Annotated in this window: 20 protein-coding genes; 9 read left to right on the plus strand and 11 right to left on the minus strand. The window is 56.5% G+C overall.

Annotation, left to right across the window (positions count from 1 at the left end):
• Positions 1-30: 30 nt before the first annotated feature.
• The 10 genes from QKY98_RS05535 to QKY98_RS05580 all read right to left on the minus strand — a co-directional run bounded on the left by QKY98_RS05535 (position 31) and on the right by QKY98_RS05580 (position 8,720).
• Positions 31-363, minus strand: a complete 333-nt coding sequence (locus QKY98_RS05535) for a hypothetical protein (RefSeq protein WP_169854557.1) — start codon at positions 361-363, stop codon at positions 31-33.
• A complete protein-coding gene (locus QKY98_RS05540; protein WP_284670461.1) occupies positions 360-1,280 on the minus strand; it encodes a hypothetical protein in 921 nt (306 codons plus the stop codon). The genes QKY98_RS05535 and QKY98_RS05540 overlap by 4 nt, the downstream gene beginning before the upstream one ends.
• Before the next feature lie 23 nt (positions 1,281-1,303).
• Positions 1,304-1,750 (minus strand): curli fiber surface-exposed nucleator CsgB, encoded by a 447-nt coding sequence (locus QKY98_RS05545; protein WP_044341187.1) that lies wholly within the window; start codon positions 1,748-1,750, stop codon positions 1,304-1,306.
• 108 nt (positions 1,751-1,858) lie between these two features.
• The gene (locus QKY98_RS05550) at positions 1,859-2,698 is read right to left on the minus strand and encodes a CsgG/HfaB family protein (RefSeq protein WP_017641598.1); all 840 of its coding nucleotides are present in this window, start codon (positions 2,696-2,698) and stop codon (positions 1,859-1,861) included.
• A 15-nt stretch (positions 2,699-2,713) separates the two neighbouring features.
• Positions 2,714-3,121: a curli assembly protein CsgF gene (locus QKY98_RS05555; protein WP_027597322.1), complete on the minus strand. Its 408-nt coding sequence runs from the start codon at positions 3,119-3,121 to the stop codon at positions 2,714-2,716.
• Positions 3,118-3,501: a curli production assembly/transport protein CsgE gene (gene csgE, locus QKY98_RS05560; protein WP_027597323.1), complete on the minus strand. Its 384-nt coding sequence runs from the start codon at positions 3,499-3,501 to the stop codon at positions 3,118-3,120. Before csgE ends, QKY98_RS05555 begins: the two co-directional genes overlap by 4 nt.
• A complete protein-coding gene (locus QKY98_RS05565; protein WP_223855396.1) occupies positions 3,498-4,118 on the minus strand; it encodes a helix-turn-helix transcriptional regulator in 621 nt (206 codons plus the stop codon). Before QKY98_RS05565 ends, csgE begins: the two co-directional genes overlap by 4 nt.
• Positions 4,119-4,345: 227 nt before the next feature.
• Positions 4,346-5,356, minus strand: a complete 1,011-nt coding sequence (locus tag QKY98_RS05570; RefSeq protein WP_037007512.1) for an SIS domain-containing protein — start codon at positions 5,354-5,356, stop codon at positions 4,346-4,348.
• Between the two features lie 84 nt (positions 5,357-5,440).
• On the minus strand, positions 5,441-6,874 hold the full coding sequence (locus QKY98_RS05575) for a sigma-54-dependent transcriptional regulator (protein ID WP_042135133.1): 1,434 nt from the start codon (positions 6,872-6,874) through the stop codon (positions 5,441-5,443).
• Positions 6,875-6,905: 31 nt separating this feature from the next.
• On the minus strand, positions 6,906-8,720 hold the full coding sequence (locus QKY98_RS05580; RefSeq protein ID WP_284670462.1) for a sensor histidine kinase: 1,815 nt from the start codon (positions 8,718-8,720) through the stop codon (positions 6,906-6,908).
• A gap of 198 nt (positions 8,721-8,918) precedes the next feature.
• On the opposite strand from QKY98_RS05580, the gene QKY98_RS05585 reads away from it, so the two are divergent.
• The 5 genes from QKY98_RS05585 to QKY98_RS05605 all read left to right on the plus strand — a co-directional run bounded on the left by QKY98_RS05585 (position 8,919) and on the right by QKY98_RS05605 (position 12,945).
• Positions 8,919-9,119 carry a hypothetical protein gene (locus QKY98_RS05585; protein ID WP_044341184.1) on the plus strand — a complete coding sequence of 67 codons (201 nt, stop codon included), beginning with the start codon at positions 8,919-8,921 and terminating at the stop codon, positions 9,117-9,119.
• A gap of 70 nt (positions 9,120-9,189) precedes the next feature.
• On the plus strand, positions 9,190-9,438 hold the full coding sequence (locus QKY98_RS05590; protein ID WP_150340384.1) for a hypothetical protein: 249 nt from the start codon (positions 9,190-9,192) through the stop codon (positions 9,436-9,438).
• A gap of 107 nt (positions 9,439-9,545) precedes the next feature.
• Entirely contained in the window at positions 9,546-10,877 is a 1,332-nt protein-coding gene (hglS, locus tag QKY98_RS05595) for a 2-oxoadipate dioxygenase/decarboxylase HglS (protein ID WP_284670463.1), read from the plus strand.
• Positions 10,878-10,938: 61 nt separating this feature from the next.
• On the plus strand, positions 10,939-11,409 hold the full coding sequence (locus QKY98_RS05600; RefSeq protein WP_284670464.1) for an Lrp/AsnC family transcriptional regulator: 471 nt from the start codon (positions 10,939-10,941) through the stop codon (positions 11,407-11,409).
• Between the two features lie 501 nt (positions 11,410-11,910).
• Positions 11,911-12,945 carry an acyltransferase family protein gene (locus QKY98_RS05605; RefSeq protein ID WP_284670465.1) on the plus strand — a complete coding sequence of 345 codons (1,035 nt, stop codon included), beginning with the start codon at positions 11,911-11,913 and terminating at the stop codon, positions 12,943-12,945.
• Positions 12,946-13,216: 271 nt separating this feature from the next.
• On the opposite strand, the gene QKY98_RS05610 is transcribed toward QKY98_RS05605, so the two are convergent.
• Entirely contained in the window at positions 13,217-15,046 is a 1,830-nt protein-coding gene (locus QKY98_RS05610; RefSeq protein ID WP_284670466.1) for a cellulase family glycosylhydrolase, read from the minus strand.
• An 800-nt stretch (positions 15,047-15,846) separates the two neighbouring features.
• On the opposite strand from QKY98_RS05610, the gene QKY98_RS05615 reads away from it, so the two are divergent.
• Genes QKY98_RS05615 through QKY98_RS05630 form a run of 4 tightly spaced genes read left to right on the plus strand, consistent with a single transcriptional unit; the run spans position 15,847 to position 20,229 of the window.
• Positions 15,847-16,638 carry an ABC transporter permease gene (locus QKY98_RS05615; protein ID WP_284670590.1) on the plus strand — a complete coding sequence of 264 codons (792 nt, stop codon included), beginning with the start codon at positions 15,847-15,849 and terminating at the stop codon, positions 16,636-16,638.
• Positions 16,638-17,888 (plus strand): ABC transporter ATP-binding protein, encoded by a 1,251-nt coding sequence (locus QKY98_RS05620; RefSeq protein ID WP_284670467.1) that lies wholly within the window; start codon positions 16,638-16,640, stop codon positions 17,886-17,888. The genes QKY98_RS05615 and QKY98_RS05620 overlap by 1 nt, the downstream gene beginning before the upstream one ends.
• The gene (locus QKY98_RS05625) at positions 17,889-19,103 is read left to right on the plus strand and encodes a hypothetical protein (protein WP_284670468.1); all 1,215 of its coding nucleotides are present in this window, start codon (positions 17,889-17,891) and stop codon (positions 19,101-19,103) included.
• Positions 19,072-20,229, plus strand: a complete 1,158-nt coding sequence (locus QKY98_RS05630) for a glycosyltransferase (protein ID WP_284670469.1) — start codon at positions 19,072-19,074, stop codon at positions 20,227-20,229. The genes QKY98_RS05625 and QKY98_RS05630 overlap by 32 nt, the downstream gene beginning before the upstream one ends.
• Positions 20,230-20,232: the final 3 nt, after the last annotated feature.

The raw sequence follows: 20,232 nt of genomic DNA on the forward strand, positions 1-20,232 counted from the left end.
CGGGGTTCCACGTGAAACCTCTGTGCCGAGCTACAGCTGCAGGCGTCGCTCGATGGCGGGCTGCGCCTGGCCCTGCCGCTGCCAACTCAGCCTGGCCTCGATCAGGCTGCCTGGCGCCGCGCCCAGGCGCGTGATCACCGGGCAGCCGTCACCTCTGGCCTCGCCGGCCTGGCGCGTGCGGGCGACGCCCCCCGGGCCGTGCAATTCGACGATGAGTTCGTAGCGCAGGGGTGCGTCTTCGCCGGCGAAGCACAGCTCCACCTGAGCGCCCGCCGGTTGCGGCTGCAGCTCCAGACGGGCGCTGGCCGCGGTGCCGCCCGCCAGGGGCAGGAGGGCCGCGATTAGCCAGGCGACGGGTTTCACCGCTGGTTGATGGTGGCGCTGTTGCCGAAGCCGCTCTGCGAGATCTGCGCGCTGTCGTTGAAGCCGTTGAAGTTGGCCGAAGTCTGCAGGATGCTCGCGCGGTTGCTGTCGCCGATCTGGCTGACGCTGGCCGTGCTGATGGCACTGGTGACGTCGAGACGCGCTTCGTTGCCGTTGCCGGTCTGGACGATGCTGGTCTGGTTGCTGTCGCCCTGGACGGTGACGCTGGCCAGGTTGTCGTCGCCGGTGGAGCTGCCGCTGAAGCGATTGCCGCGACCGGCCTGGTTGACGTTCAGGGTGTTGCGATTGCCGTCCTGGGTAAAGCTCAGTTCGTTGAACTTGCCGGAGGAGAGCACCGTGGCGACGTTGGCCTGGCCGCGCTGGGTCAGCTCCACGGTGTCGACCGAGTAGCCCTGCTGGGTCAGGTCGATGCGGTTGTCGGTGCCGGTCTGACTGAGGGTGGCCGTCACGGCATCGCCGCTCTGGTCGACCCGCACCTGGTTGTTGTCGCCATTCTGCTCCAGGGTCAGCTGGGCGCTGGAGGCCGACTGGACCAGGGCGCCGCTGTTGCTGCCCACGGAGGTGATGCTGGCCTGGTTGCCGAAGCCGTCCTGGGCCAGGGTATGGACGTTGCTGCCGCCTTCCTGGCGCAGGTTCGCCACGTTGCCCTGGGCGTAGCCGTAGATATCGCCGCCCTGGGTGATGGTGGCGCTGCTGGCGCCGGTCTGGACCACGCTGATCGTGTTGCCTTCGCCCTGCAGCTGATAGAGCGACGCGCTGTTGCCGGGGCCGCTCTGGTCCAGGGTGATGGTGCCGCTGTTGCCATCCTGCTGGACGGTGGCGGTGCTGTTCTGGGCAAGGGCGTTGGCCGCCACGAGGGCCAGCGTCAGGGCGGCCAGGGGCCTGAGTAGAAACATCTGTCTGATCTCCATGAGTGCCATCAGCGGTACTGACGTACCACCGTGTTCTGGTTGCTTCCGTACTGGACGATGCGGCTGGACAGGCCCGAGCCGTGCTGTTCGATGCGGGCGTTGCCCTGGACGCCGAGTTGCAGGATGTCGGCCTGGTTGCCGCTGCCGACCTGCTCGATGCGCGCCACGTTGCCGTAGCCGCCCTGGAGGATGACCGCGCTCAGTTCCGTGCCATCCTGCAGGATGCGGGCTTCCTGGGCAGCGCCGCTCTGGGCGATCTGGGCGCGCAGCGCGGTGCCACGCTGGTCGATGAGCGCCTGGTTGCCTACGCCGAGCTGGCGGATGGCGGCTTCGCGCCCGGCTGCGGGCGCCTGCCCCAGGTCGCCGGTCTCCATGAGATCGGCGGCCGACGCCAGGGCGTCCAGGCCGAGTACCAGGGCAAGGACCACGATCAGGCCGCGGGTTGGGCTGCGCATCTCTGTCACCATCATTGCCTTGGATTCTCCGCCTGGCATTGTCCGGAGCCGCCTGGCCCATCGCTATCGCTCCAGGGAGCGAATCCCGCGAGGCTGGCGGCTTAATCCCTAGCGCCGGGTCGGCTCCAGGTACTTGGTCAGCGCCGGATCCCGCGGATCGCGACCGTCGGCCACCAGCCACAGCCGCCGTTCCACGCCCTGGGCGACCAGATGGGCGACCGCCGCCTCGATGGCCGAGAGCACGCACAGCTGCGCCGGCTCATTGGTGGTGTAGCCGGACTCGGCTTCGAGCAGCTTCTTGAATTCGATGAACTTGAAGACCCCGGCCTGGCGGCCGATGGAATAGATGGTCTTGGAGGTCATGACATTGGCCAGCACCCGACCGCTGCGGGTGTCGATGGCGCGCAGATTGACCGTCACCTGATCCACCCGGTATTCCTCGGACAGGCCGATGCCCAGGTAGCGCGCCCCTTCGCCGCCGCTGCGGACGTTGGTGTCGTAGGCCACCACGCCGCCTTCCAGCAGCAGGTTCGCCGCCTGCAGCGAGGGCAGCGCCTGCTGCAGATTTTCCGGCAGGTCCGGCTTGTTCTGGGTGGCGCGGATGATCTTGCGCTCGGTCAGCAGGTTCTGCAGGCCCTCGCGTTCGAGCACCACGAACCAGCCGCTGGCCTGCAGGGCGTCCACCAGCATGCTGCCGGCGCCCTGGGTGACGGCGGTGGAAAAGGAACTGGCCGGATTGGGCTTGTATTGTCCGGTCTGGTCGCGGAAGCCGTAGACGGCGGCCACCAGCGGACCCTTGGGCGGCGGCAGCGCCAGCAGGTCGTAGTAGGTGGAGGCACGCGGCGTCAGGGTCGGCGCGGCGTTCTGTTCGGCGGGCATGGGATCGCGCACGCAGCCGGTCAGGACGAGGGCGGCGGTCAGGGCCGCCGCCAGGGAAAAGGCGTTCATGGCAGGCATCCGTGCTCAGGGTTGGTTGAAGCCGTTGACGGAGATTTCCGAAATCTCCCCGGTACCGCGATCGGTGATCTGCACGGTCAGGTTGCCGGAGTCGTCGACGATGTTGACGATGAACTGGTCGGTGGAGAGGGTGCCCGAGTTGCCGTCCTTGATGTCGGTCAGCACCTGGGACAGCAGCCGCGATTCCAGCTGGCTGGTGAAACGCTCGAGGGGCGACTGGCTGCTGGCGCTGCTGCGCAGGTCGGGATCCTTGTGGCGATCCTGGGCGGTGGCGTTGTTCAGCAGGTAGGTGCCGTTGAGCGGATTGCCGCCAAAGGACGGATTCACCGGCGTATAGACCAGTTCGGTCGCCATGGCCGGGGCGACGCCCAGGGTGCAGAGCAGGGGCAGGGCCTTCCAGGCGTGCGCGTTCATAACTCGTCCTTTTCCATGTCGAAAGTGTCCTGCAGCAGATTTTCCAGGCGGCGCCGGGTGATGCCCTCGTGGACCTGGTCCGCCGCGGCGTAGGCGGCATCCTTGAGTTCGCTGTTGTTGGGCGGAATGAACTGGCGATAGAGCAGCCGCTGCTCGTACTCGACCCAGACCAGGCTGCCCCAGCGCGCCGAGGGCCGTTCGCGCACCACCAGGTTGAAATCCAGGTCGGTGGTGTCGGTGAGGCGGTCGGCGAAGTGGCGATAGAAGTCGTGGCCGAAGCGGGAGATGGTGTTGTCCACCAGCAGTCCCTGGATCAGCTCGCCCTCGGCCCGCAGCGGTCCGGCCAGCAGCAGGCCGAACAGCAGCCAGACCGCCTTCATCCCGGCAGGTCCTGCCCGGCATGGAAGCGCAGCGCCGCCTCGGCGCGATTGGCCGCGCCGGTCTTGCGCAGCAGGTTGTGCATGTGGCTCTTGACCGTGTGGGTGCTCAGGCACAGCGTCTCGCCGATGGCGGCGTTGGACAGCCCGCGACCGACCAGCCGGAGGATCTCCCGCTCGCGGCGGGTCAGGCCGTCGGCGGCGATGCTGGGGCGCTCGCGGGAGCGGCGCAGCAGGTGGGCCAGGATGGCGCGGGGCAGCCAGTCCTCGCCGGCCAGCAGGGCGCCCAGCCCCTGCAGCAGCTGGTCGCGACTGGCCTGGGGGGCGAACACGCCCTGGATGGCGGGAAAGCGTTCGACCCAGGGCAGGGCCTGTTCGACGCTGGCATTGAGAAAGGCCACCGTGACCGCCGGTGTCAGGCCTTCCAGCCAGCGCTCCAGCGCCGGCTCGGGCACGCTGCCGAGATCGACCAGCACCAGGCCGGCGTCGCCGGCTGCGTCCAGCTCGCGGGCGCAACTCAGCTCGATGCCGTGGCGTTCTTCCAGAAAGGGTTTGAGCAGTTCTGCCAGGAGGACGTTTCCTGTCGTCAGGCAGACCTTGCTCGCAGGTATCGCGCGCATGTCCATATGGGCTGTCTCATCATCCGTTGCGCGAACGCTGAGACAAATCGCCGGGAGCGACAAGAAAAAATTGACCGATTTCCAGCGACTTAACGGCTCTGTGGACCGCTTGGCAGATTACCCGTCGACCAGCCGGCGGCAGCTAGCTCCAAAGACTTAGCTCTCCGGATTGAGGCGCGAAAACAGGCGCGCCGGATGCCGGAGCGCCTGGGCCGAGGATCGTCGCCTCAGCGGGTGAGGGTAACCTTGCGCAGGTGGCGCGGCTGGTCCGGGTCCTGGCCCCGGGCCTCGGCCAGCAGGGCGGCCATGCGATAGAAGCTCTGGATCGCCAGCAGGCCGTCCAGGTCCGGATGGCCGGCGACGGTGAGGGGCAGGTCACGCTCGGCCACCTCGTCCGGCGCGGCCAGCAGCACCCGGGCGCCACGTCCGCGCAGGTCCCGCGCCAGGTGCAGCAGACCGGCCTGCTCGGGCCCGCGCAGGGCGAAGATCAGCAGCGGATAGCCGCGCTCCACCAGCGCCAGGGGGCCGTGCTGCAATTCCGCGCCGCTGAAGGCTTCGCCCTGCAGCGCCGAGGTTTCCTTGAGCTTGAGCGCGGCCTCCTGGGCGATGGCGAATCCCGGCCCGCGGCCGACCACCATGCAGCGCTCGGCGTCGCGCAATACCGGCAGCGCCGGCGCCCAGCTCAGCTCGGCTGCGCGATCCAGCGCTTCGGGCAAGGCCGCGCCGGCGGCCAGCAGGGTCTCGTCCTGCTGCCAGTGGGCGATCAGACGAGCCGCGGCGGCCAGGGTGGCGATAAAACTCTTGGTGGCGGCGACGCTCTGTTCGGGTCCGGCCTGCACGCCGATGGCGTGGCGGCAGGCCAGGGCCAAGGGCGAATCGATCTCGTTGACCAGGGCCGCGGTGCGGGCGCCGTAGCGATCCAGGGCGGACAGCGTCTCGATCAGATCGGGACTGCGCCCGGACTGGGAAAAGCCCAGGGCGAGCTGGCCTTCGACGCGCAGCGGCGCCTGGCGCAGGGTCACCAGCGAAGGCGGCAGCGACAGCACCGGCAGTCCCAGGTGGGCCATGGCCAGGTAGGCGAAATAGCTGGCCGCATGGTCCGAACTGCCGCGCGCCACGGTCAGCGCCAACTGCGGCGGGTGGGCCCTGAGGTCGTCGGCCAGCGCCGCCAGGGCCTGGTCGATGGTCGCCAGTTGGCGAGCGACCGCCGCGCCGCTGGCGGCGGCTTCTGCGAGCATGAGCGAGGTCAAGAGGGTCTCCTTGCGCGAACGCCTAGGGTCGCACTCTGCCACTCCTGGCCGGGCGCGACCAGCCGACCTTGGTCAGTCCCCGTCGTCCGCCGCGCCACCGGTGAACTGCAGGTCGTGCTTGCGCAGCTTGTCGGACAGCGTCTTGCGCGGCAGGCCCAGGGCTTCGGCCAGGCTGCGCAGGGAGGCGTGGGGTCGGGCCAGTTCGCGCTGGATGAGTTCGCGTTCGAAGGCCTCGACCTGCTCGCCCAGCCCGGCGGCAAGGGCGGCCGCCGCGGGTGCCGCCGCCGTGGAAGCGGCCACGGGCGTCGCCGTCATGGGCGCCAGGGGCGCATAGGCGCTGTTGTCCAGCGCCAGCTCCAGCCCCAGGGCGAAACGCTCGGCGGCGTTCTGCAATTCGCGCACGTTGCCTGGCCAGCTGTGGGCGATCAGGGCGGCGCGCTGCTCGGCGTCGGGTTCGCGCAGCGGGGTGCCGTGGCGCTGGGCGGCGGCCAGGGCGAAGTGGCGGAACAGGGGCAGGATGTCTTCGCTGCGCTCGCGCAGGGCGGGGATGCGCAGGGTGGCGACATTGAGCCGGTAGTAGAGGTCGGCGCGGAACCGGCCCTGGTCGGCGGCCTGGCGCAGGTCTTCCTTGGTGGCGGCGACCACCCGGATGTCCAGCGGGATCTGCTGGTTGGAGCCGAGGCGCTCGACCTTGCGCTCCTGCAGCAGGCGCAGCAGCTTGACCTGGACATCCAGGCTCATGCTCTCGATCTCGTCGAGAAAGAGGGTGCCGCCGCTGGCGTATTCGAATTTGCCGATACGGCGCTTCTGGGCCCCGGTGAAGGCGCCCTGTTCGTGGCCGAAGAGTTCGCTCTCCACCACGGATTCGGCGAGGGCGCCGGCGTTGATGGCGACGAAGGGGCCGTCGCGGCGATTCGACAGGTCGTGCAGGGCACGGGCCACCACCTCCTTGCCGGCACCGGTTTCGCCATGGATGAGCACATCGGCCTGGGTCGCGGCGAGGGCGCCGATCTGGTCGCGCAGGCGGGCCATGCCCGGGGTCTGGCCGATCAGCCGGGTCTGCAGCTCATGGCGTTCGGCCAGGGCCAGGCGCAGGCTGCGGTTCTCCAGCACCAGGTGGCGGGCGCCCAGGGCGCGGCGCACGCTGTCGATCAGGGCGTCGTTGGCGAAGGGCTTTTCCAGGAAGTCATAGGCGCCGGCGCGCATGGCCTGGACCGCCAGGGGCACGTCGCCGTGGCCGGTGATCAACACCACCGGCAATTCGGCGTCGCGCTGGTGCAACTGGGCGAGCAACTCCAGGCCATCGATGCCGGGCATGCGGATGTCGCTCACCACCACGCCGGGCCAGTCGCGCACGGTGGCCATTTCCAGGTCGCGGGCATCGGCCAGGGTGGTCACCTTGAAGCCGGCCAGGTCCAGGGTCTGGCTCAGGGCCAGGCGCAGGTGGGCGTCATCGTCGATCAACAGGATCTGGCTGGCGGGGTCGAAGGGGGGCAGGGCGCTCATGGCAAGGAACCTAAGGTAAGGGGCTGCACGGTCAACCGCGGACTTCTTCCTGGGGTACCGACGCGACCCCGGGTTTGCCGTGCAGCAGATAGAGGCGCACCTCGGCGCCACCGTCGAGATGATTGGACAGGTGCAGGTGACCGCTGAGGGTCCGCAACAGGTTATCGCAGATCGCCAGACCCAGGCCGAGACCCTGGGCGGTGGCCTTGGTGGTGAAGAAGGGTTCGTGGGCGCGGGCCAGGGCTTCGCTGGAAAAGCCCGGGCCGTTGTCCCTCAGGATCAGGGTCACACCGCGCTCGTCGAGGCTGGTGGTCAGCCACAGCCGGCGGGTGCTGGTCTTTTCCGCCAGGGCGTCGAGGGCATTGCTCAGCAGGTTGCTGATGATCTGCCGCAGGCGGGTCTCGCCGGCCTGCACCCACAGCGGCGCATCGGGCAGGTCGCGGATCAGCTCCACCTGCATGGCCCGGCGCCGGGCGGCGACCAGCGCCAGGGCGTCTTCCAGGGCGCCCTGCAGCACCACGCTCTCCGGCGCGCGGCGGGCACCGCGGGCATAGGCCTTGAGGTGGGCGATGATGTTGGCCATCCGCGTGGTCAGCTCACCGATCAGCTTGAGATTGCCGCGGGCATCGTCCAGCCGATCGTGGTCGAGCAGCACCACGGCGTTTTCCGTGTAGCTGCGGATGGCCGCCAGCGGCTGGTTGAGTTCGTGACTGATGCTGGCCGACATGGTCCCCAGCGCCGACAGCTTGCCGGCCTGCACGGCTTCGTCCTGGGCGCGCATGAGTTCGCGCTGGGCCTGCTCGCGATCGTGCACCTCCTGCTGCAGCCGAGCGTTGAGCGTCTGCAGGTCGCGGGTGCGCTCCTCCACGTTCAGCTCCAGGTCGCGCTTGGCCCGGGCATCCAGCGCCAGGCGCTCGATGAAGTGGCGCCGTCTCAGGGTCATGACCACCAGCAGCAACAGCAGCGCCAGCAGGGTGGCCGCGCCGACATAGAGGGCGCTGCGCACCTGGCGTTCGACCATCTCCCGCGGCGCCAGGATCTGCGCGTTCCAGCCCACTTCGTCAAGATTGCGGGTCTGGGTCAGCCAGTCGCCGGGCACCAGGGTCAGGGGCGCCGGATTGGTGGTGGGGTAGGGCCGGTTGGCGTTGACCTGCTCGCGCTGGCGCTCGTCCAGCGGATGGGTGGCGCGAAAGCGCCAGGCGTCATGTGAGGTGAGGATGACCACGCCCAGGTCATCGGTCACCAGCAACTGCTCGGGCGCGTTGCCCCAGAGCCTTTCCGCACTGTCCAGATCGACCTTGACCACCACCACGCCGATGGCGCGCGCGCCGTCACGCACGGCGGCGGCGAAATAGTAGCCGCGCTTGCTGGAGGTGGTGCCCAAGCCGAAGAAGCGCCCCGGCTGGCCCTGCATGGCCGCCTTGTAATAGGGCCGGAAGGAGAAGTCGCGACCGACGAAGCTGTCTGCCTGGCGATAGTTGGAGCTGGCCAGGCAGGTGCCGTCGTCCTGCATCAGGTAGATGACATCCGCCCCGGTGCGCTGGCGGATGTCTTCCAGCATCTGGCTGGCGGCGTCCTGTGCGCTGCCGTCTCGCTGGCCTTCCAGGGCATGGCGCAGCACCGGCAGATCGCCCAGCAGATCCGGCAGCACCTCGTAGCGTCTCAGGGTGCCCAGCAGGTTGGCGACATAGAGGTCCAGGGTCTGGCCGTTCTGCTCGGCCAGTTGCGCCTCGTAATAGTGCTGGGCCGCATAGCGCAGCGGAATCAGCAGCAGCGTCAGACCCAGGGCCAGCAGCAGCAGGCTGCTCCAGCGGGGGCGCTTGGGGAGATGAGGACTCTTGGGCATACGCGGCTACGGTAAGGGGGCGTCTCGGCATTATGCCCAAGCCGGGCCCCTGACGAAGGGGTTGCCAGACTGTTAACGCCTTGGCAGTCGATTGAAATATCTTGTTACCAATGGCCCTGGCTGTGGAAGGGGACACGGTTTTGCCGGGCGAAAGGCGGCTAACTGGGGCTGCAATCAGCCACCGAAGGAGTGACTTCCATGAAAAGCACCACCCTCTGCCTGACCCTCGCCGGCCTGCTGGCCACCTCCGCCGCCTTCGCCCAGACGGCGCCCGCCGATCCGGCAACGCCGCCTGCCGCGACGAGCAGCAGCCCGGCCAAGACCGGCAAGCAGACCACCACCCACCACAAGAAGGTGGCGCACAAGAAGGTCCACAAGGCCAGCACCAGCGGCAGCTGATCCGCGGCGCGGCACCTCCCCGCGGGGGAGGTGCCTAAAGGGGAGTGCATCCGTCCAGAGGAGTCCTCCCATGCGTACCTCTTCCCTGCTCTGCGCCCTGATCCTGGGCCTCAGCCTGTCCGGCGCCGCCCTGGCCCAGACCAGCCCGACCAATCCCCCGGCCACCCCCGCGCGACCCGATCCCACCAGCACCCATGGCATGGAAAAGGCGCCCAGCACCGGCGTCGGTGCGGCCGACAATGGTTCCAGCAGCGGTTCGGGCAGCGATACCGGCACCGATCACGTGAAGAAGCCAAAGACCCAGCACAAGGATCACTGAGGCATCCGCCCATTCCCCCGGGGAATGATCCAATGAGCAAAGATCGCTTGAGCAGCCCGTGCGGGCATGTCGAAATCGGCTTCTAGCCTGAGCCAGGAGCCGCTCCCATGACCGCCGCGTCGCTGCTTTCCCCGGATCTGATCCGCACCCGCTTTTCCCAGGCCATGTCGGCGATGTACCGCCAGGAGGTGCCCCAGTACGGCACCCTGCTGGAACTGGTCGCCGAGGTGAACGCCGGACAACCGGGCTTCGCCGGAGATTCCGCGGAGCGCCTGGATCTGGAGCGCCATGGCGCCATTCGCGTCGGCACCGCCGCCGAGCTGGCCACCCTGCGCCGCCTGTTCGCCGTGATGGGCATGCAGCCGGTCGGCTACTACGATCTGAGCGTGGCCGGGGTGCCGGTGCATTCCACCGCCTTCCGTCCGGTGGAGCCGGCCGCCCTGCAGGTCAATCCGTTTCGCGTCTTCACCTCGCTGCTGCGCCTGGAGCTGATCGAAGACGCCGAGTTGCGCCAGCTGGCCGAAGGGGTGCTGAACGCGCGGCGCATCTTCACCCCGGGCGCACTGGAGTTGATCGAGCGCGCCGAAGCCCAGGGCGGACTGACGGATGCCGAGGCCGCTGCCTTCGTCCAGGAAGCCCTGGAGACCTTTCGCTGGCACCGCGAGGCTAATGTCGACGCCAGTCTCTACCACCGCCTGCACGATGCCCACCGACTGATCGCCGACGTGGTCTGCTTCAAGGGGCCGCACATCAACCACCTGACCCCGCGCACCCTCGACATCGACGCCGTCCAGGCGCAGATGCCCGCCCGCGGCATCGCGCCCAAGGAAACCATCGAAGGCCCGCCCCGCCGCCAGTGCCCCATCCTGCTGCGCCAGACCAGCTTCAAGGCCCTGGAAGAGCCCATCCTGTTCCAGGGCGAGGTCCAGGGCTCGCACACGGCGCGCTTCGGCGAGATCGAACAGCGCGGCATCGCCCTCACGCCGGCCGGTCGCCAGCGCTACGACGAGTTGCTGCAGGAGGTCCGCCAGCGCAGCAAGGCGGCCGGCAGTGACTACGCAACGGTATTGGCCGAGGTGTTCCAGGCGCTGCCCGACAACTGGGACGAACTGCGCCGTCAGGGTCTGGCCTGGTTCCGCTATCGCGCTGCGCCCGGCAGCCAGGCGGCTAGCGATAGCCGCGATCCCGAGGCCCTGATCGCCGCCGGCCACCTCCTCGTCGATCCCATCACCTACGAAGACTTCCTGCCAGTCAGCGCCGCGGGCATCTTCCAGTCCAACCTGGGCGTCGGCAGCCAGCAGGAATACCAGAGCGGCGGCAATCGCGCCGCCTTCGAAGCCGCTCTGGGTGCGCCGGTACTCGACGAGATGGCGCTGTATGAGCGCCAGCAGCAGGACTCCCTGGACGCCGCCCTGGCTGCCCTCGGCCGCCCCGCCTAGAATGGCGGCTCCCGCGTCGGCGGCCCCCAGCCCCGACGCCCGCCCCCGGCAGGCAGCCACGATGTTCACCAAACTCGATCCGACCGACTGGCAGCTCATCCACCTGCTGCAACAGAACGCCCGCGCCTCCAACGCCACCCTGGCCCGCCAGCTGGGCCTGGCGCGCACCACGGTGGTCACCCGCCTAGCGCGCCTGGAGCGCGACGGCATCATCCAGGGCTACGGCCTGCGGCTGGGCTCCGAACTGGAACAGGCCGCCGTGCGCGCCTACTGCGCCATCAGCGTCCTGCCGCGCAGCACCGCCGGCGTCATCCGCGCCCTGGAAAAGATGGTCGAGGTCGAGGAAGTCTCCTCGGTCAGCGGCCAGTTCGACTACCTGGCCTTCCTGCGCTGCACCACCCACGAAAAGCTCGACGAGCTGCTCGACCGCATCGGCAACCTCGACGGGGTCAAGCAGACCCAGACGTCGATCATCCTGAATCGGAAGATCGATCGGCGGGTGACACTTAACAACTATTTCCTAATCACGTAGGAGTGACTAGCAGTTTGGATATCGTTCGTTCGCTAAGTTTTAGCTTTTTTGTCAACACATGTAGTCGTATTACGGCAGCTTACTGAATGGTATCTGCGGTATTTGACCTGTGAAAAAAATCTATTGCCCGGTGAGCCGTATGTTATGTTGCCTAAGGCAAAATTTCCATTAAGTTGAACAGGCTTCTGGCCGGCTATTAATGTGCGCGGGTAAAGGCTGAATGGTCAGCGTTTGCTAGCAAGGTAGTACGAGAGGCTATTCGACTGACTTCGGTATCTAAAATGAATAGCATGATCATTGGCGTCGCGACGCTTTAAATGTTGTTTTTTAGCAATATATACTTGTGTATTTTTAAGAGTGTTTGCTGAAACTTAGCTTGTGGTTTTAGGATAACAGATAATTTTATAGATTAGGTGGTTACCAGAAAACGCTGTACAATGTAACAGGTAACAAAAAGAAGATTTATCCTAAACAATAATTTCCAAAACTAAAGAGTACTTTGTGGAAAGACTTTCAGGTTTAGACGGAGCTAGAGGTGTCGCTGCTGTACTAGTAGCCCTAGCGCACTATTTTATCAGTTTATACAAGTTCCCTAGTGAATCTTTGCTAGGCTTTTTTTCGTCCTTTATAGGTAGCTACGCGGTAGGTCTATTTTTTTTAACTAGCGGGTTTGTTGTAGCATCTAGTGCGCAAAAAAGCTACGCATCGGATTTCTTCGTAAGGAGAATCTTTAGGCTTTATCCTGTTGCAATAGTAGTTGTTGCTATAAGAATGTTAGTAGAGTTTAAGCTCGGCAATATAAGAGGTCTAGACTGCCAAGATTTTTTAATAAGTGCTTCGCTCTTTGGTTCAGACTTAGTGCCGAACGAAGCGTTGGTCGAGCCCATCTACTGGACTCTTTCAATAGAAGTAAAGTTTTATATTATAGTGGGGTTAGTATATTTCTTGTCAAAAAAGCTTAATGCTGAGGTTTTGCCATCAATATTTATCATATTTGGTCTTTTATCGGTAGGGCACACATATATCATGCCGCATAACTCACAGTGGCCATGGGCAGTTTCATTTGGTGTATTAGCATCAACTCTTCCAATGTTGCTTTTAGGTTGGATAACTTGGTTGTATAAGTCGGAAGCAATAGGGCGAGCGTATTTTTTTTCCGGACTTTTGTGTGTCTTTCTATCCTTATTAAATGCGCCTTACCCAATTTACTTTTCACTCGATAAAGGCGCTCCGAGCTGGCTTTTATCGGCATTAACATTTTTCTTAATTCTAAAAAATCCATCTTTTTTGACGTTTATAAAAAATAGAGCTTTCGGATTTTTAGGGAAAATATCATATCCTCTTTATGCCGTTCACAGTTCGTTAATAATCATTGTCATAAACTATCTTCCAAGCGGCATGAATGCATTAATTACGTTTAGCATTTTTCTTGGATTGCTGCTACTTTGCTCATGGCTCTTGAGTTTCTTAGTAGAGCAACCAATGATAGAGTTTTCGAAGAAACTATTAAAACTGAGTCGAAAGAAGCTTGGCTGATATTGTTGAGAATCGTATGTTGTTTGCGATCAAGGTGGTGCGAAATCGTTGTTCACTGCATCTGTAAAAGCTAACTTTAACCATTAGAGTCTGCTAATATCTGGAAATGTGCTTATTTTATGGCATATTCCTAACATGACAAAGCCTATAAGTTTGCATCCGTCTTAGTAAGAGCGCTGTAATAGGCCGATTTGACGGTGGTGATAAATGCATGATTGGACAATAATATCTTCAAGTTCTGATTCGAGAAATGGGTAAGAGAATATAATATTTAATGCTTTGATTGGTATTCAGCGCTTCCTATTATTAGCGACCTTACAGTGTCAATGCTCATTGCTCCGCTCATCACGCTATTCGTCCAGTACATAAGCCCTTGATCATCTGCTTCTCTTGTTAAAAGCGTCCTATATAGGTCTTTAATCGATTCCCTAACTTGGAACTCTCTGCTAGCTCTTATGCTAGCTACCACAGACTGCTCATTCATTTTGTTCCCCATAATTAATGAAGTCCAATACGCGGCTCCCTCATCGTCTGCCTTTCTACCCAAATTATCCATATAAATATTATCAACTAATGTGACCGTTTTATACTCTTGCGTATTTTTGATGGATTCTATTGCTTCAGAAATGGTTATTTTCTTTGTCGCTATCAAAGTTGTCCAAAACAAAATCCCTTCATTATCGCCGGGTCGTTTGAGGTAAGTTTGATAAACAGCCTTTACTTGTAGGCGCGCACGATATTCGTCACTAGATAAGATATTTGATACAACCTCCGCTATTGTCAAGCTTCCATTCAGCACCCGTGCTGTCCAATATGTTATTCCTTCTGGATCACCTGCCCGCCCAAGATAGTCTATGTATATCTTTTTTATCATTGCTCGTGTTTGATACTCTAGGCTTTGAGTAAGTTGGTTGGCAACGTCCGATGGAGAGCTTATTTTCTGATCTATTAAGCCTGCCCAGTAGGCTAAACCTGCCGGGTCAGCAGCGCGTTCCAATAGAGAAAGATAAAGATCTTTTACAATTGAAAATGAAGATGAGCTAGTAATGCTACTCTGTATGGACACCACACCAAAGCCTACGCAGTTCGTTGGCGCGAGATATTTTTTGAGAATAGTCCATTGCGGGCGATCATTACCGTTAACAGGTTCGATAGAAAGATTGTAGCTGCCCCAACCTGGCCCCGCCGCCCAATAAAATGCGGGCACGCAGTTGCTTCTCAAATAATCAAGCATCTTGTCCATCATGGTATTCCATCGGGGATCGCTATCGGGGACACCGAACTCCCCAATCATTCCCCTTTTCCCATTCTTTCTCAGCCATTCCACGAACGGTCTTACCCTTTCTATTCCGTAAGTATCAGGCAAGGTATCTGCGTTAGTATTTGAATACACGCCACCTCCTCCTTCGCCATCAAAATAGCTGTGAGCCTGATAAACAATGAGATTAGAAGGGTCCTTCAATCCCAATAAAGAATCATTCCATTGGGGCCAGCGGGTAGCCTCTGCCCATCCATTACCCTCTATTAGTATTGGCCTTATACTATCGATAGATCTGATACCGTCAATCGCATGCTGTGCTGCAATGGGCCACTGCGTAATAGCATCGTGGGGTTCATTCATCACATCGTAAGCATATAACGAAGGCTGGCTATTCCATCGTAACGCAACTTTTGTAATTAGGTCTTTGTAACTGCTGTATGAAACATTACCTGTACCAATTACTACGCCGCGGTAGCGCATATAATTGTGTATGTCAAGGATGATCTTGACGTTATATTTTTGAGCGTATCCGAAAGTTCTATCTATTAGGCCCGCATAGGTTGGATCAAAAGGTCCATTCAAAGTAGGTTGTAGCCTTTCCCATAGGATAGGAAAGCGAACCATCCTCACCCCTCGAGCACTCCACTGACTAAAGTGAACTTCCAACGGGAAGATGAAATTCCTTTCGTTTACCCCTGGGAGCGACTGAGGAGCAAAGCCGGCGCCAGAAAGATTAATACCAATCAGCTGAGTGTTTTCGCCCAGCCCCCAGCTGTGTTGAGTAGCTAAAAGCAAAAAAGTTATCGCGATGTTTTTTGACGATCTGGCTAGGCTGAACATCTAATTCACCGATGGTTACGTGTCAATGTATCTCCGAAACACTGTGTATCTGAATCTATAGAGAAATCTTTAATTTTTCAGACGGATGGCTCAGATGAGACCGAATCGACCGAATTAGTCACTTATGGTATAGGTGCCTGATCTTAAGGTTATAGAAGGCAAGAGATAATAGGGATGATGTTTTTGTTTAAGCGGATAATGAACAGCTGGGCTGACTCCGTTTTGTATTCGACAGCTAAATAAAATTCTTGAACAATGCGCCCCGTCACCTTAACTCTTAGAATGTCATTCGATTGAAACGAATTATCGCTCTTCCTAACTACAGTTAATAATCATTATCGGTGGCGGTTAGAAAGGATATAGTCGGCGCGCGAGATGGGCCAATAATTCGGGTTTGATTTGATAAGTGAATAAACGCTGTGAACTTAGTCGAGCATCGGGCTAGTTTATTTTTTACCAGCTGATCAAATAGGAATTATTCGATTTCAAGCGAGAAGGTTAAAGGTCAATAGGAGTTACAACTGGATCAGTTTTATTTTCCGCCTATTAATTCGAATATAAGTGATAAATAATTTCGGGAGCAATTTATTTATAAAATGCAGCCATCAGTACTTGATTGGTTTTTTATTAAATAGCCTGTAGAATGATGGGCAATTTTGAGGAATGCTTGTCGCGATGGTGAAAAATATAATGGGAATACTAAAATATAAATACTGGATCAGCGCTAGTATTGTCTGCTCTAAGATCGCATCTGACACAGTTAAATTATAGATATTTAATCAATTGGTTGGCGTAGGAGGCTGCAGGTGTTAAGAACTCTTTTGAATTATCAGGGATTCATATTGGGTAGCGTGAAACGAGAGTTTGAGTTGAAATATAAAAGCTCAATGCTAGGTGCAGCATGGTCGATTATTCATCCTCTCTCATTGGTAATCGTTTACACATTGATCTTTTCGCAAGTAATGGGCGCACGTCTCCCAGGTGTGAATAACCCTATCTCTTACAGTATATACTTGTGTAGTGGTCTGCTAACTTGGAACTATTTTGTGGAGGTATTAAGCCGTGCACAAAATACATTTATAGAAAACGGGGCTTTGATAAAAAAGCTGAGCTTTCCAAAAATTTGCCTTCCTGTTGTTTTATTAATCAGCGCAACTATTAACTTTGCAATAATCTTTGTGATTTTTATTCTGTTTTTGGTGCTGTTTGGCTATTTTCCAGGCGTGGTAATTTTAGCGATATTGCCTGTTCTGATGGTGCAAGTATTATTTGCTATAGGGCTTGGTATAACACTTGGCGTGTTAAATGTGTTCTTTAGAGATATAGGGCAGCTTTTCAGCGTTTTCATTCAGTTCTGGTTTTGGGCCACACCTATAGTCTATCCAATAAATGTTCTTCCACAGTGGTTTAAAAACGTAGTGGATTTAAATCCTATGACCGCAATCATAAGAGCCTATCAAGATATAATCCTTTCAGGGGGGGTGCCAGACATCTATACATTACTGCCTTCACTGCTATTGGGGTTGATATTTTGTTTTATAGGTATCCTTATGTTTCGCAAGCATGTTGGTGAAATGGTAGACGAATTATAATGGCTAAGATAATAGTTAAAGGCTTAGGGAAGTCTTATAAAAAGTACAAAGGGCGCTGGGGGCGTTTATTACATTGGCTAGGGTTTTCAAATAAATTCGAAGAGCATTGGGTACTAAGGCATATAGATCTAGAGGTTGAAGCAGGTGAAGCAGTTGGCCTCATAGGAGTTAATGGGGCGGGTAAGAGTACCTTGCTCAAGATGATAACAGGTATCGTAAGACCTACAGAGGGTTCTTTCTCAATCGAAGGAAGAGTTGCAGCATTGTTAGAACTAGGCATAGGCTTTCACCCAGAGTTCACGGGTAGACAGAACGCTGTAATGTCCAGTCAGCTTTTAGGGTACTCCGCAAGTGACATAGAGAGAGTACTTCCAGAGATCGAATCATTTGCGGAAATCGGAAGCTACATTGATAGCCCTGTTAGAACGTACTCTAGTGGTATGCAGGTTCGACTAGCTTTCGCTGTGGCTACCGCTATAAGGCCCGATATTTTAATAGTAGATGAAGCATTGTCTGTTGGCGATATTCAGTTTCAACAAAAATGTGCGGAAAGAATAAAAACTTTTAAACAGAAAGGCACAACTATTTTGTTTGTAACTCATGACATGAACGCGTTACACAGCCTTTGCGATCGGGGAGTGGTCTTGAGTCAGCACGGCTGTGTCTTTCAAGGATCCACTGCTCAAGCTGTTGAAGCATATTTTGATTGTCTCGCACGGGACAAAGTTAGCGGAAATGAAGAGATTCATAATGATGTAGAAAATTTCCAGCCAGACACTTCTGCGCCCGTTGTTGCACTCAGCGGTCTACACAAATATATTGATCATTACGAGATAAAAAACAGAGCTTTACAAAGTGTGAGCGTAATTAGCGAATCAGAAGCGTTCTACCTCTTAATAAAGCTCAAAAATCTAGGCGGTATCGAAGATCCGCATTTGGGATTCCGGATTCAAGACCGACTAGGCTTAGTTATCTACGAGACTAATACCTATTGTCACGGGATCTCCCTCGGTAAGTATGTGCGAGCAGACGGAACAGCAAGGCTGAAAATAGAGCTATCCAACAGCTTATCAATGGGCGAGTATACGATCGCTTTTGGCTTGGAAAGCCAGGGGTATGGAGATGGCTTGTTTAAAAATGTATTATGCGTTACCGAAACCATAGGGTCTTTCACAATTATCCGCGCTAAAGACGCCGCCATATGGGCTGGCTCAACTAATATGCGGCCCAGCTTCGACTTTGAGGTTTGAATGAAATCTATATCTCCTTTTATTAGAAATCTGCACGACACAATATCGGATGGGCAGAAGGTATTTTGGATTGGATGCAATCCGACTGTTCAATGCACTGCGATGGATATAACCTCAGGATCGAACTGTCGAGTATGTGAAAATTATCACCGCTCCTTTGATTCAGTATGGATTTTTGAAATACCTATCTTTGAGATGGCAGTCGACTGGCGGCTGGTACTGGATGAAAGTATCAGGCTGCTAAAAGAGCACGGCACTTTAGTGATTAGATCTCGAGATTGCGAGCATGGCACATTATTTGAATTAAAAAGCTTGCTTCATCGTTCTCATCTAATAGACGTTACGTTAGAGATGCAACATTCATCAGAAGACGGATCAACGATTAGCGTTTATAAAGTCTTCAGGAGATTTTTTAAAAGCTACACGGATAAGAGTTGGACAATAGGGGTACTTTCTAATGGCGCAAAGGAAAGTAATGTAAGGAATTTGATTGCTAAGCTTCATAGTCTTAAATCAAATTTGGAATTCATAGTGTGCGGTCCAGCCTTTGAATACACCGAAGATTTTTCAGTGAAATTTATTGATGTAGATATCAATGACGCTTTGCCAAGAATCGGTGAGAAAAAGAACAAAATTATTCGAGCCGCATCTAATGCGAATATCGCTATCTTCCATGATAGATACATGGTAGATGAGAGCTTCTTCGAAGGCTTTGATCAATTTGGATACGATTTTGACTATTTAGCAGTGCGTCAACAGTATGAAAGCGGTAAAAGTTATCCTTCCTATGTGGGTTTTCAAAAAAAAGAGCTGAGATGGCAATCTCCATCTTTTGCGGACGATACTCGAGCGTTGTTTAACACACCATTTGTCAACGGCGGGATAATAGTTGTAAAGCGCCATTTGGGAATAGCCTTCAATATAAACCCGCTCCTTCTTCATAATGAAGCAGAAGATGTCGAGTATGGATATTGTCTCAGTGTACTTGGTGTTATACCAAGATATAACGTCTTGTCTTTGGCGACTACTGTAGGAACTCCCGAGGACTACACGAAAACCTTTCAGAAAACAGACGTTATTGATACAGCGTCAGATACCCAAAGGTCATTGGCTGCCTTAGCATTGAAGTTTTGGATAAAGCTCTCGCCTGACCAAAGAGCAAAAATTAAAAAGAGTAGGATTTATGGAAAAGTCAAAAGTTTGCTTTTTAATTGATGACGGGATTATCCGGTCGCACCACGGGGTTAGAAGATACATTCTTTCTCTTTCAGATATTCTATCTAGTAGCTATGAATGCGAAATCTTTGTCGCTAAGCGTCATGTGTCAGGGCGCTTTATAAACTGGAATAAGTTGTATTTTCAAAAAGTCGATTATAGGGATAACGGATTTAAAGAAAACAGACTTGTAGGAAGAAACAAGCGGGAAATAATTTCCAATATTCCGGTTGCGTTGCAGCATAGCGAAGCATTCAGTGGTAGCGAGATCGCGTCAATAAACTTTGGATGCAATCTACCTGATAGCTACGAGTTTGCTATCGTGTGCGCGCCGTGGTTGTTAACTGCCGACCTCTTGCTACCAAAAGCAAGAAAAACCTTTTGTATTGCGTATGACGCGATTCCGAACATCTATTCAATCAAAAGGCCCGGGGATGTAGGATTAGCAAATTTTGCTAGTGAGCATGCCCGCGGATACCAAATAGCTGAGACAGAACTGGATGGTATTTTGGCGATATCTGAAGACTCAAAAATACAGTGTGAGTCAATAGGGTTCGGGCGTATTAAGGAGATATCAGTAATACCTCCATTTTTACCCGCTGGTTTTTCGGGGTTATCGCCTAAAAATGCGGACAAAAAAAAGCGGATAGTATTAGCAGCTCCCTTCGATTTGCGAAAAGGGCTGGAAGCAATACCAGATCTAGTTAACGCTAGCGGAGCCGAGTCACTTGTTATTTTTGGATCAGTGCGTTGTGACATTGGTAAGGTATACGAGTTTTACGACCGGCTATCAATGGATAATGTGGAGTGGTGGTCATCTGTTAGCTATGATAAGCAAATAGAGCTTTATACGAATTCCCATCTTTTACTATTCCCCTCCTTAAATGAAGGGTTAGGGCTACCTGTTCTTGAAGCCTACGCCTGTGGAACCTCAGTTCTTGTTTCAAACATCAGCCCGCTTAATAAAATTGCCTTGAAAGAAGATGTACTTAATGACGATTTAGACGCCAGCAAAGCGAAGATAGCTGATCGTATTTCCTCTAACGCTGACCATAGCTTTCTTGCTAAACATGCAGATAAGACATGGGGTAGGGCAAACCTTGAAGCCGTATGGGGAACTTTCTAGATA

The organism is Pseudomonas sp. HR1, assembly GCF_030175875.1.
Classification (GTDB): Bacteria; Pseudomonadota; Gammaproteobacteria; order Pseudomonadales; family Pseudomonadaceae; genus Chryseomonas; species Chryseomonas oryzihabitans.